Genomic DNA, 11,953 nt, shown 5'->3' with positions numbered 1-11,953 from the left:
AAGAAAAATGTCACATTCAATTTGGATGGCACTAGGCTTAGTATTAGTGGTTGAAGGCTTAGGGCCATTACTTGCGCCTCGCGGATGGCGAGAGATGGTTAACCAGTTAAGCCAACAAAATGATAATAATTTGCGTCGTATTGGTGGCTGTTTGGTTGTTGCCGGTGCGGTTATTGCGTATATGATGTATAGACAGATGTAAAATACATAAGCACACAATCGTGACAATTAGCTTGCAGAAATGGTCTACACGGCTAAAAAATGACTGCAAGCTGAATGTTAAGGTGCTAGAATCCCTTTTTAACTACTGATAGATGAAGAAAGATGGCAAATAATGTAGTCGTTCTTGGCACCCAATGGGGTGACGAAGGTAAAGGTAAAATCGTTGACCTACTGACCGAAGATGCAAAATATGTGGTTCGCTACCAAGGCGGTCACAATGCAGGTCACACCCTAGTTATTGACGGTGAGAAAACAGTTCTTCACCTGATCCCATCAGGTATCCTACGTGACAATGTTAAATGCATCATCGGTAACGGTGTGGTGCTTTCTCCTGATGCGTTAATGAATGAAATGGGTCCACTAGAAGCACGTGGCATTCCTGTTCGTGAGCGTTTATTCCTGTCAGAAGCTTGTCCGTTAATTCTTCCTTACCACATTGCTCTTGACCAAGCGCGTGAAGCTGCTCGTGGTAAAAAAGCAATTGGTACGACTGGTCGTGGTATCGGTCCTGCTTACGAAGATAAAGTTGCACGTCGCGGTCTACGCGTTGGCGATCTTTTCAATAAAGAAGCATTTGCTGAAAAGCTTAAAGAAGTGATGGCTTACCACAACTTCCAGCTTGAGCATTACTACAACGCTGAGCCTGTAAACTACGAAGAAGTGCTAGAAAAAGTACTTTCTCAAGCTGATATCCTAACGTCTATGGTTATCGACGTAACTAAAGAGCTTGATGACGCTCGTCTACGTGGCGACAAGATCATGTTCGAAGGCGCGCAAGGTACGCTATTAGATATCGATCACGGTACTTACCCATACGTAACCTCTTCTAACACGACAGCTGGTGGTGTTGCTGCAGGTTCTGGCTTTGGTCCTCGTCACCTAGGTTACATTCTTGGTATTGCGAAAGCTTACTGTACGCGTGTTGGTGCAGGTCCTTTCCCTACAGAGCTATACGATGGTCTAGACAAGCAAGATCCAGTAGGTAAGCACTTAGGTGATGTTGGCCACGAGTTTGGTGCGACAACAGGTCGTCTACGCCGTACAGGTTGGTTCGATGCCGTTGCTATGCGTCGTGCGGTACAAATCAACTCTATCTCTGGCTTCTGTCTAACTAAATTAGACGTACTAGATGGCTTAAAAGAGCTAAAAATCTGTACTGCGTACAAAACTAAGAGCGGTGAAATCTTAGAAGTTTCACCAATGGCTGCTGACGAGTACGAAGATCTAGAGCTTGTTTATGAAACAATGCCGGGTTGGAGCGAAACTACATTTGGTGCTAAGTCACTAGATGCGCTTCCACAAGCAGCATTAGATTACATCGCACGTATCGAAGAGCTAACTGGTGTTCCAATTGATATTATCTCTACTGGCCCTGACCGTAACGAGACAATCATCAAAGTTCACCCATACGGTGAATAATTATCGCTGATGCGAATTGATTTAAAAACCAGCTTTCGGGCTGGTTTTTTTATATTTTGATAAAGTGAATCCAGCCATATTCTCGATCTATAAACACATCTAAAAGCAAATCATCACTCAGTCAGAGAAAGTTCGCTAAAGTCTTTAGAGTTAATGTCGATAAAAGACTATCCCTAGTTTGAGATCCAATGATGATGAAGCTTCCGATCTTATTATTGATGAGCCAGTTATTTATATCTTCCGCTTACGCATTGGATAATGTGGGAGATGCTGTTCCCATTTATAGCGATGATGAACTGATACAGCTTTTTGAAACGAATCAGCATCTAAAAAAAATAAAAGCTGACGATTGCCAGCTTGTACAAGATATTAAAGCCCGTGCTGAACGAGTAGAGTCACCTTCTTATCAGTTTTTATATGGTGATATGTTGGCTTGGGGCGTGTGTGTAGACAAAGATGTCGAGCAAGGTTTGTATTATATGCGAGCGGCTGCGCAGCAAGGATCACCGGTAGCGCTGGAACAATTAGGGCGTTATTATGCGAACGGAGTGTTATTGCAACAAGATAAAGAGCGTGCGATCCCGTATTTACGAGAAGCTGCGGCGCTAGGTAATATTAAAGCGCGTCTTCAGTTAGCTGAACTATTAGTGTCAGATCACGGTAGTCCACTTGATTACGAAGATGCTTATCGCTGGCTGTATCAAACTACGACGGCGAATAAATCGCTATATAACCAACTGAGTACGTTACGTCGAAAATTAGAATTACGTATGCCAGAAAATATTATTGCTCGGGCAAAACAACGTTCAAGTTTATGGTAACTTGTCCCAAATAACCCAGTAAACAGATTAAAAAAGCACAGCATTTCGCTGTGCTTTGTTGTATTAGCTACGTTAAGTTATAGGACTTTGTGTGGGCCGAAACATTCGTAGTGAATACGATCTTCAGATACACCTAATGCTAATAGCTGTTTAGCGATATATTGCATGAAGGCAACAGGGCCACAGAAGTAAAAGTGCATGTTTTCATCTGTTAGCTGTGCTGCTATTGTGCTGAGATCCATTAAGCCTTGGTAGTCATAATCTTCGGCAGGAAGATCGCTATCAAGCGGAGCGTTATACCAAGTGATATCTTGAATGTGATTGTGTTGCTGCGCGAGTGCTTTTACCTGTTTTTTGTAGGCATGATGTGCGCCATTTTCTGTGGCATGTAGCCAGTTAACAGGTGCTTGGTGTTCAGTCAGTGATTCAAGCATTGAAAGCGTTGGCGTTAAACCCACACCTGCGGAAAGTAATGTTACAGGTGTGTTTGCTTCAACATCTAAGAAGAAGTCACCAGCAGGAGCTGCAAGCATTACTTTATCGCCAATATTGATATTGTTATGTAAGTAGTTTGAAACTTTACCGTGAGATTCACGTTTTACTGAAATACGGTACTGATCATCTTGTGGCGCTGAAGATAAGCTATATTGACGGATTTCTTGGTTCTCTAATTCGTCAGCATTAAGGTAGATCCCCAGATATTGCCCAGGTTTATAGCTTGCGACCTTACCGCCATCAGTAGGCTTAAAGGTAAAGCTCGTGATAAATTCGCTATCTTGTTGTTTGTTGGTTACGACAAACTCACGAGTGCCACGCCATCCACCAACTTTATTTGCATTTTCTTGATAGATTTCTTCTTCACGATTGATGAAAATATTCGCCAGCAATCCATAAGCTTCAGCCCAAGCGTCTAATACATCTTGTCCTGGCGCTAATAATTCATCAATGGTTGCGATAAGGTGAGAGCCAACAATATTGTATTGCTCTGCGGTGATCATAAAACTGGTATGTTTGTGAGCAATCTTTTCTACTGCTGGTAAAAGCACAGCAAGATTTTCGATATTATTGGCATAAGCACAAATGGCATTAAATAACGCTTCTTGTTGGCTAGAAGGTCCGTTGTTTGCCCCATTTTTTTGGTGGCTCATGTTAAAAACATCTTTTAACTCAGGGTTGTGGCTAAACATACGCTGATAGAAATGTTGGGTAACCATAGGGCCTGCTTCTGCAATGACAGGAGCTGTTGTTTTAACAATATCGATCGTTTTTTGACTAAGCATGAGCACTTCCTAAAACATGTATTTATAATGTATGTTATAAGTTGTATCTGATCTGTATCTTTTAGTCAATAAGAAGATTAAAATAACAACAGGAGGAGCCATTGTGCAGTTAACTAGTTTTACCGATTACGGCTTACGAGCTCTGATATATCTTGCGTCGCTACCAGAAGGTGAGCTAACAAGTATTACGAAAGTGACAGAAATATACAATGTGTCACGTAACCATATGGTTAAAATAATCAATAAATTAGGTCAATTAGGCTATATCGAAACGGTGCGCGGAAAAAATGGTGGCATTCGTTTAGGTAAGTCAGCTGAATCTATTATTGTTGGCGATGTCGTACGTGCAATAGAACCGTTACAGATTGTTAATTGTAGCCTTGATTTTTGCCATATAACGCCAGCTTGCCGATTAAAAGGTGTGCTTGCTGATGCAAGAGAAGCATTTTTGGCTGAGCTAGATAAATATACCTTGTTAACCTTAGTTGAAGATAATGCGCCGTTGCTAAATTTATTAAGCAACCCTAACAAGTTATAAAACATCATTTGGTTATACGTTTAATTAGCATATTCCTCCCAAAATTTAGTGGAGCAGCAGTCTTTATAGCGCTGCTCCCGTCTGATCACCTAAAAGCCAGATATACCTCAGGTATAGGTTGGCCTACAGGAAAAATATAATGTCTAAAGGTACTACCGATTTACCGGTCGACCCTTTTCGCGATCGCGAAGCATCTAATTATGAAAACCCGATCCCAAGCCGTGAACACTTACTTGAAGTGATTCGTGGTTTTAGTACCCCGGTGAGTCGTGACCAGTTATTTGCTGAGCTAAAGCTAGAAGGCGATGATCACTATGAAGGCTTACGCCGTCGTTTACGTGCGATGGAGCGTGATGGCCAGTTAATTTTCACCCGTCGTCAATGTTATGCATTGCCTGAGCGTTTAGATTTGATCAAAGGTTACGTTATGGGTCACCGTGACGGCTTTGGTTTCTTACGCCCTGAAGGTTCGTTGGGTAAAGACAATGATTTGTTATTACCGCATCACCAAATGCGTGGTGTGATCCACGGTGATTACATTTTGGCGCAAGCGGGCGGTGAAGATAAGCGTGGTCGTAAAGAAGCACGTGTTGTTCGTGTGTTAAAAGAAAGCACAGCTCAGATTGTTGGTCGCTTTTTCCTTGAAGATGGCATGGGCTATGTGGTGCCAGACGATTCTCGCATTGCTCAAGATATCATTATCCCACAAGACGTTCGCCAAGGCGCACGTATGGGGAATGTAGTTGTTGTCGAAATTAACCAACGAGCGACGCGTCAACACAATGCTGTTGGCCGTATTGTAGAAGTACTGGGCGAAAATATGGCGCCGGGTATGGAAATTGATATTGCGTTACGCACCCATGATATTCCGCATGTATGGCCGTCAGAAGTTGATAAAGAAATTCAACATTTGACAGAAGAAGTGCCGGAAGAAGCGAAAAAAGGCCGCGTTGATTTACGTCAATTACCGCTGGTAACCATTGATGGCGAAGATGCTCGTGACTTTGATGATGCGGTTCACTGTGAGCGTACCACATCAGGTGGCTGGCGTTTATGGGTTGCGATTGCCGATGTGAGTTATTACGTTCGTCATAAATCAGCACTCGATAACGAAGCTGTTAAGCGTGGTAACTCGGTTTACTTCCCTGCACAAGTGATCCCAATGTTGCCGGAAGTACTCTCGAATGGTTTATGTTCACTAAACCCGCAAGTAGATCGCTTGTGTATGGTGTGTGAAATGACCATTTCTGATACGGGTGAGTTAACAGGTTACAAGCATTACGAAGCGGTAATGAATTCTCACGCTCGTTTGACTTACACCAAAGTCAGTAAAATGCTTGAAGGCGATGAAGAACTTCGTCAGCGTTATGAACCACTTGTTCCGCATTTAGAAGAGCTTTACAGCATGTTCAAAGTGCTGAAAGCAGCACGTGAAGAACGTGGTGCGATTGAATTTGAAACGGTTGAAACCCAATTTATTTTCAATGTGGATCGTAAGATTGACCGTATTGTGCCGGCTGTGCGTAATGAAGCGCATAAGATCATCGAAGAATGTATGATTTTAGCTAACATTGCTTCTGCACGTTTTGTTGAAAGTGCGAAAGAGCCAGCACTATACCGAGTTCACGATACCCCAGGTGAAGAGCGCCTTCAGGGCTTCCGTGATTTCTTAGGTGAGCTAAGCTTACATCTTGGCGGTGGGTTAGAGCCAACGCCAAAAGATTATGCAGAGCTGGCCAATGCGATTCAAACTCGAAAAGATCGCGAGTTAATCCAAACCATGCTGCTACGCTCAATGAAGCAGGCGGTATACCAAGGTGACAATATTGGTCACTTCGGCTTGGCATTAACTGAATATGCGCACTTTACCTCGCCAATTCGTCGTTACCCTGATTTAACGCTGCACCGCGCGATTAAATATTTAGTTGCAAAGCAAGCTGGTAACAGTGGTAATACAACACCAACGGGTGGTTTCCATTACTCATTTGATGAAATTGATGCATTAGGTGAGCAATGTTCAATGACTGAACGCCGTGCTGATGACGCAACGCGTGATGTCTCTGATTGGCTTAAATGTGAATACATGCAAGATCACTTAGGCGATGAGTTCGACGGTGTGATTGCCAATGTGACAGGTTTTGGCTTCTTTGTTCGCTTAAACGAATTGAACATTGATGGCTTAGTTCATATTTCAAACCTAGCTAATGACTACTACCAATTTGATCCAGTAGGTCAACGTTTGGTAGGTGATAGCTCTGGTGTGGTATACCGTTTAGGCGATACCGTGAAAGTGAAAGTAGCATCGATTAACTTAAACGATCGTCAGATTGACTTTGATATTGTTGGCTCTGAGCGCAAGCAACGTGGCGCAGGTAAAACGGCTAAGAGTCATGAGAAAAAACAGCGTTTACGTAAAGCCGATGGTCTACGTCGTCAAAGCCTGAAAGTGTACAAATCAGAAGATGGCGTGGCAAAACAAGAAGAGCGTAGTGAATCAAAACGCGAACGTTCTTCGGTACGTAAAAAGCTAAAAGAAGGCGCAATTCCACTGGCGGACGAGAAGAATAAACCGAAGCCAAAGAAACGCCGTAAGCCAACGGATGAAAAACCGAAAGCTGAGATTAAAAAGAAACCGAAATCTCGCAAAAAGAAAAAGCAACGTGCGGGAAAAGCCGAACGCGCAGCAAAGAAGAGTTAAACCATGAGTAATGATATGATTTTTGGCATCCATGCCGTGAAAGCAGTGCTGGCATCTGATCCAGTTCGTTTTATTGAAGTCTTTGTACTGAAAGGACGAGAAGATGATCGCTTACTGCCGCTAGTAACAGAGCTGCAGTCACTGGGTATCACGATCCAAGAAGCAGGGCGTAAAGCACTTGATGACAAAGTAAAAGGTGCTTCTCACCAAGGTATCGTTGCGCGTGTTCGTCCGGGTAAGCAATACAATGAGAACGATCTCGATGATTTATTGGTGGGTAAAGAAAATCCATTATTATTAATTTTAGATGGTGTGACAGATCCGCATAACTTAGGCGCATGTCTACGTAATGCGGATGCTGCGGGTGCGGTTGCTGTTATCGTTCCGAAAGATCGTTCTGCACAACTGAATGCAACGGCAAGTAAAGTTGCCTGTGGCGCGGCTGAAATCATGCCATTAGTACGTGTGACTAACTTGGCGCGTACTATGCGTGCACTGCAAGATAAAGGTGTATGGATTGTAGGTACGGCTGGTGAAGCAACGCATGATATTTACCAAAGTAAGCTGACTGGTCCATTAGCGATTGTGATGGGTGCAGAAGGCGAAGGTATGCGTCGTTTAACCCGTGAAACCTGTGATGATTTGATCAAAATTCCAATGGCAGGTTCGGTATCAAGCTTAAACGTATCAGTAGCAACAGGTATCTGTTTGTTTGAAGCGGTACGTCAACGTAGCTAATATGTTACTGACAACAGTAAAGAATGTTGCACATTTAGCCTGGTGTCAGTAATCCCACACCCTTATTCGGTTTAACTGGATAAGGGTGTTTTTATTGGGATAGACAAAGAGTCAAGATAACTTGCCAGTGGGCAGGAAAAACCTTGGCGTAGAGCACAGAATTTTCTTGCTTCAATTGATCATTCTCTGTACTATCCATCGTCCAAATTCTCGGTTCTTTTTTTAGTTCCTTGCTTCCCCAGGATAACCGAGCCGACAAGGGAAGCTGAATAATCCGTAAGGAGCAACCTATGCGTCATTACGAAATCGTATTCATGGTGCACCCTGATCAAAGCGAGCAAGTTGCTGGCATGATCGAGCGTTACACTGCTGCTATCAAAGATTCTGGTGGTCAGATTCACCGTCTAGAAGATTGGGGTCGTCGTCAAATGGCTTACCCAATCAACAAACTGCACAAAGCACACTACGTTCTAATGAACGTTGAAGCTGAGCAGTCTGTAGTTGACGAGCTTGAGTCAAACTTCCGCTTCAACGACGCAGTGATCCGTAACATGATCATGCGTACTAAGAACGCTGTTACTGAGCCATCTCCAATGATGAAGGCTAAAGAAGAGCGTTTCACTAAGCGTGAAGATCGTGCAGAAACTGCACAATCTGAAGGCGAAGCAGCTGCTGAGTAATTTGTATAAATGACCAATCGTCTGGAGTTAGTTGGCACTATTGCTAAACAACCCAAACGAAGCCAGTCTCCTGCGGGCATACCTCATTGTCACTTTGTGCTTGAGCATCGTTCGATTCAACAGGAAGCAGGCCTACCACGCCAAGTATATTGTTATATTAACGTGGTAGTCAGTGGCAAAGGTCAACAAGTACTCACTCAAGATTTAGTTATCGGAAGCAATGTTAAGGTAGGAGGGTTTATCTCTTATCAAACCGGCCGTAACGGCATTGGTAAATTAGTATTGCACGCCGATCACATTGACATAATTTAGATCAGGAGATAGCCCATGGCTCGTTTCTTCCGTCGTCGTAAATTCTGCCGTTTCACTGCAGAAGGCGTACAAGAGATTGACTACAAAGACGTAGCAACTCTAAAAAACTACATCACTGAAGCTGGTAAAATCGTACCTAGCCGTATCACTGGTACTCGCGCTAAATACCAGCGTCAGCTAGCTCGCGCTATCAAGCGTTCTCGTTACCTAGCACTTCTACCGTACACTGACAAGCATCAGTAATCGGTAGTAGTTTTTAGACTTTTATAGAGGACAAGATAATGCAAGTTATTCTACTTGATAAAATCGCTAACCTAGGTAGCCTTGGCGACCAAGTTAACGTTAAAGCTGGCTACGCTCGTAACTTCCTTATCCCACAAGCTAAGGCAGTAATGGCAACTAAAGCTAACGTTGAAATGTTCGAAGCACGTCGTGCAGAGCTAGAAGCTAAAGTTGCTGAGCAACAAGCTGCTGCTCAAGCTCGTGCTGAAGCATTAAACGCACTAGAAGCAGTAGTAATTGCTTCTAAAGCTGGTGACGAAGGTAAACTATTCGGTTCTATCGGTACTCGTGACATCGCTGATGCAGTAACTGCTGCTGGCGTTGCACTTGTTAAGAGCGAAGTACGTCTACCTGAAGGTGCACTACGTACTACTGGCGAATTCGAAGTTAGCGTTCAGCTAAATTCAGATGTATTCGCAACTGTTAAACTAAACGTTGTTGCTGCAGAGTAATCGCTTTTAGCTTTAATAGAAAAAACCAGCCTTCGGGCTGGTTTTTTTATGTCTGAAATTTGAGAAGGAAAACCGTTAGCGTCAATCCTTAGCTTTACTTCATACTGTAAATCAGGCTAACAATAGTACTAGAATCGAAGTTTTTCATATTGTTAGGCACCCAGGTGTAATAGGTATAGTTAAAGCCAATACTCAATGCGATATTATCGGTGATCGAGTTGGTCAGTGATAAATCATTTTGGATCGTAGTGTTACTATTACCAGCCACAATATTGGTTTTATTTTCCACAGAAAGTGTTTTAAGCGGTTTCCATGTCATGGTTAATGAGCTTTGTAAAACAGCTTCATTCACTACTTCTGGTTTGACTATATCACCATCAATTTCATCTAGGTTTGGATCTTGGTGACGAAAACCAGGACCAATATCGACCAAGGCTTGAAACGTTTCATAGCTAAAGAGACGATAACCGATACCAGCAGAAGCGAGTGAATCAACATAATATGGACCATAGCGATCATCAATATAGCTGCCGCTACCATATAAGTAATAGCCATCACGGATCAGCATTTGTGTTTTCAAATTGGCTGACATCTTACGTTTATCTTCTTCGCCATTTTTCTTCGCCATTAGTAGGCTCGTATCTGCGTTAGTTTTATAACGACCTTTGATATATTGCAGATCATAATTAGCGTTTAGCGTCTGTGAATCTGAATTACCAGCAAGTGCTGTAAACCCAAGTCCCACCTCACTGGTAAAGTGAGATGGCGAGACATCTTCTTCGATATCTTGAACGTCAGCAGCATGGGCTGCAGTATTGGCAAGCAGCAATAATGTCAGTAGGTATCTTGCCAAAGGTCCTCCCACGGCAGGTGTCGTAAATTGAGTGTTATTGATGATAAGTATTATGCGTCCGCATTCTAACTCAAATTTGTCAGCTTTTGGTTAGGAATCCTTAACCTTGACTGTCAGATAATTTAAAAAGGCGCATAATTAAATAACTATCAGGTTTGATGCGAGTCGTAAGTTTATGACTGCTCAGAACCGAATGTATGGGGTATACTACTATGCTTCATTCTTGTTCTTGGCTAATACGCAATTTCTATGGCAGATAATAGTAAACCGAAAAAACCAAAAGATAATCAAATGGACGCCATTAAGATGCCGCCTCACTCTTTAGAGGCTGAGCAATCTGTTCTTGGTGGTTTGATGCTGGATAACGAAAAGTGGGACATGGTGGCTGAAAAAGTCGTTGCCAATGATTTCTACAGTCGTCCACACCGGATTATTTTTCAGGCGACAGCGGCACTATTAGAAGCGGGTCAGCCGCTAGATTTGATCACCCTGTCTGAAAACCTTGAGCAATCAAGCACACTTGATGATGTAGGCGGTTTTGCTTACTTAGCTGAACTGGCAAAAAATACACCGTCAGCGGCAAATATCTTAGCGTATGCTGATATTGTCCGCGAGCGTGCACTTATTCGTGACATGATTGGTGTGGCAAATGAAATTGCCGATGCCGGTTATGATCCACAGGGCCGTACCAGTGAAGACTTACTGGATATGGCTGAAAGTAAAGTCTTTGCGATTGCAGAGCAACGTACCAACGATAAAGAAGGTCCACAAAGCGTTGATACGATCTTAGAAAAGACCTTAGAACGTATCGAGATTCTATACCAATCACCACAAGATGGTGTGACCGGTGTATCGACAGGCTTTACCGATCTCAATAAAAAAACCGCTGGCCTTCAAGGATCTGACTTAATCATTGTTGCGGCACGTCCATCGATGGGTAAAACTACCTTTGCGATGAACTTATGTGAAAACGCAGCAATGGAGCAGGAAAAACCTGTACTTATTTTCTCGTTAGAGATGCCAGCCGAACAGATCATGATGCGTATGTTGGCGTCACTTTCGCGTGTTGACCAAACTAAAATTCGTACCGGTCAACTCGATGATGAAGACTGGGCACGTATTTCATCAACAATGGGTATTCTGATGGAAAAGAAGAATATGTTCATTGATGATAGTTCTGGCTTAACACCAACGGAAGTCCGTTCACGTGCCCGTCGTATCGCCCGCGATAACGGCGGTATTAGCATGATCATGATTGACTACTTGCAATTAATGCGAGTGCCGGGTCTGCAAGATAACCGTACATTAGAGATCGCTGAGATTTCCCGCTCGTTAAAAGCGCTGGCAAAAGAATTAAACGTCCCGGTTGTTGCCTTGTCGCAGCTTAACCGATCGTTGGAGCAACGTGCCGATAAACGCCCTGTTAACTCAGATTTACGTGAATCCGGTGCGATCGAGCAGGATGCCGATTTAATTATGTTTATTTATCGTGATGAGGTTTATCACGAAGATAGTGCCCTTAAAGGGATCGCTGAAATCATCTTAGGTAAGCAACGTAATGGTCCTATCGGTACCGTCCGTTTAACCTTCCAAGGCCAGTTCTCTCGCTTTGATAATTATGCAGGTCCTGCCTACGATGAAGAGTAAGCGTAAGAATA

At 43.1% G+C, this 11,953-nt stretch carries 13 protein-coding genes; 11 read left to right on the top strand and 2 right to left on the bottom strand.

Going from position 1 to position 11,953, the window contains the following annotated elements; translation table 11 throughout:
• The first annotated feature begins 7 nt into the window (after positions 1–7).
• The 3 genes from BTO08_RS13830 (at position 8) to motX (ending at position 2,462) form a co-directional block, all read left to right on the top strand.
• A complete protein-coding gene (locus BTO08_RS13830; protein ID WP_105061373.1) occupies positions 8–202 on the top strand; it encodes a DUF2065 domain-containing protein in 195 nt (64 codons plus the stop codon).
• 122 nt (positions 203–324) lie between these two features.
• Positions 325–1,641: an adenylosuccinate synthase gene (locus BTO08_RS13825; RefSeq protein ID WP_005372810.1), complete on the top strand. Its 1,317-nt coding sequence runs from the start codon at positions 325–327 to the stop codon at positions 1,639–1,641.
• 194 nt (positions 1,642–1,835) lie between these two features.
• Positions 1,836–2,462: a flagellar protein MotX gene (motX, locus tag BTO08_RS13820; protein WP_198038478.1), complete on the top strand. Its 627-nt coding sequence runs from the start codon at positions 1,836–1,838 to the stop codon at positions 2,460–2,462.
• 77 nt (positions 2,463–2,539) lie between these two features.
• On the opposite strand, the gene hmpA is transcribed toward motX, so the two are convergent.
• A complete protein-coding gene (gene hmpA, locus BTO08_RS13815; RefSeq protein ID WP_105061372.1) occupies positions 2,540–3,742 on the bottom strand; it encodes an NO-inducible flavohemoprotein in 1,203 nt (400 codons plus the stop codon).
• A gap of 103 nt (positions 3,743–3,845) precedes the next feature.
• On the opposite strand from hmpA, the gene nsrR reads away from it, so the two are divergent.
• The 7 genes from nsrR to rplI all read left to right on the top strand — a co-directional run bounded on the left by nsrR (position 3,846) and on the right by rplI (position 9,442).
• On the top strand, positions 3,846–4,280 hold the full coding sequence (gene nsrR / locus BTO08_RS13810) for a nitric oxide-sensing transcriptional repressor NsrR (protein ID WP_005372804.1): 435 nt from the start codon (positions 3,846–3,848) through the stop codon (positions 4,278–4,280).
• A 139-nt stretch (positions 4,281–4,419) separates the two neighbouring features.
• Entirely contained in the window at positions 4,420–6,978 is a 2,559-nt protein-coding gene (gene rnr / locus BTO08_RS13805; RefSeq protein ID WP_105061371.1) for a ribonuclease R, read from the top strand.
• 3 nt (positions 6,979–6,981) lie between these two features.
• Positions 6,982–7,716, top strand: a complete 735-nt coding sequence (rlmB, locus tag BTO08_RS13800; RefSeq protein WP_005372799.1) for a 23S rRNA (guanosine(2251)-2'-O)-methyltransferase RlmB — start codon at positions 6,982–6,984, stop codon at positions 7,714–7,716.
• Positions 7,717–8,006: 290 nt separating this feature from the next.
• A complete protein-coding gene (rpsF, locus tag BTO08_RS13795; RefSeq protein ID WP_005372798.1) occupies positions 8,007–8,396 on the top strand; it encodes a 30S ribosomal protein S6 in 390 nt (129 codons plus the stop codon).
• Between the two features lie 9 nt (positions 8,397–8,405).
• Complete coding sequence (gene priB, locus BTO08_RS13790) at positions 8,406–8,708, top strand: primosomal replication protein N (protein ID WP_005372796.1); 303 nt, start codon at positions 8,406–8,408, stop codon at positions 8,706–8,708.
• A 15-nt stretch (positions 8,709–8,723) separates the two neighbouring features.
• Positions 8,724–8,951 carry a 30S ribosomal protein S18 gene (rpsR, locus tag BTO08_RS13785; protein ID WP_002539422.1) on the top strand — a complete coding sequence of 76 codons (228 nt, stop codon included), beginning with the start codon at positions 8,724–8,726 and terminating at the stop codon, positions 8,949–8,951.
• A 38-nt stretch (positions 8,952–8,989) separates the two neighbouring features.
• Positions 8,990–9,442 carry a 50S ribosomal protein L9 gene (rplI, locus tag BTO08_RS13780; RefSeq protein WP_005372794.1) on the top strand — a complete coding sequence of 151 codons (453 nt, stop codon included), beginning with the start codon at positions 8,990–8,992 and terminating at the stop codon, positions 9,440–9,442.
• Between the two features lie 94 nt (positions 9,443–9,536).
• Here the strand turns inward: rplI and BTO08_RS13775 are convergent, their stop codons facing one another.
• The gene (locus tag BTO08_RS13775) at positions 9,537–10,295 is read right to left on the bottom strand and encodes a DUF481 domain-containing protein (protein WP_005372793.1); all 759 of its coding nucleotides are present in this window, start codon (positions 10,293–10,295) and stop codon (positions 9,537–9,539) included.
• A gap of 249 nt (positions 10,296–10,544) precedes the next feature.
• On the opposite strand from BTO08_RS13775, the gene BTO08_RS13770 reads away from it, so the two are divergent.
• Positions 10,545–11,942, top strand: a complete 1,398-nt coding sequence (locus BTO08_RS13770; protein WP_105061370.1) for a replicative DNA helicase — start codon at positions 10,545–10,547, stop codon at positions 11,940–11,942.
• The last annotated feature ends 11 nt before the right edge of the window (positions 11,943–11,953 follow it).

The organism is Photobacterium angustum, assembly GCF_002954615.1.
GTDB classification, from domain to species: domain Bacteria; phylum Pseudomonadota; class Gammaproteobacteria; order Enterobacterales; family Vibrionaceae; genus Photobacterium; species Photobacterium angustum_A.
This window is presented reverse-complemented; position numbering and strand designations above follow the sequence as displayed.

Excerpts from the sequence above, each read along its gene's own strand:
- BTO08_RS13830 (WP_105061373.1), top strand. The coding sequence starts at position 8 with ATGTCACATTCAATTTGGATGGCACTAGGCTTAGTATTAGTGGTTGAA.
- BTO08_RS13825 (WP_005372810.1), top strand. The coding sequence starts at position 325 with ATGGCAAATAATGTAGTCGTTCTTGGCACCCAATGGGGTGACGAAGGT.
- motX (WP_198038478.1), top strand. The coding sequence starts at position 1,836 with ATGAAGCTTCCGATCTTATTATTGATGAGCCAGTTATTTATATCTTCC.
- hmpA (WP_105061372.1), bottom strand. The coding sequence starts at position 3,742 with ATGCTTAGTCAAAAAACGATCGATATTGTTAAAACAACAGCTCCTGTC.
- rnr (WP_105061371.1), top strand. The coding sequence starts at position 4,420 with ATGTCTAAAGGTACTACCGATTTACCGGTCGACCCTTTTCGCGATCGC.
- rlmB (WP_005372799.1), top strand. The coding sequence starts at position 6,982 with ATGAGTAATGATATGATTTTTGGCATCCATGCCGTGAAAGCAGTGCTG.
- rpsF (WP_005372798.1), top strand. The coding sequence starts at position 8,007 with ATGCGTCATTACGAAATCGTATTCATGGTGCACCCTGATCAAAGCGAG.
- priB (WP_005372796.1), top strand. The coding sequence starts at position 8,406 with ATGACCAATCGTCTGGAGTTAGTTGGCACTATTGCTAAACAACCCAAA.
- rpsR (WP_002539422.1), top strand. The coding sequence starts at position 8,724 with ATGGCTCGTTTCTTCCGTCGTCGTAAATTCTGCCGTTTCACTGCAGAA.
- rplI (WP_005372794.1), top strand. The coding sequence starts at position 8,990 with ATGCAAGTTATTCTACTTGATAAAATCGCTAACCTAGGTAGCCTTGGC.
- BTO08_RS13770 (WP_105061370.1), top strand. The coding sequence starts at position 10,545 with ATGGCAGATAATAGTAAACCGAAAAAACCAAAAGATAATCAAATGGAC.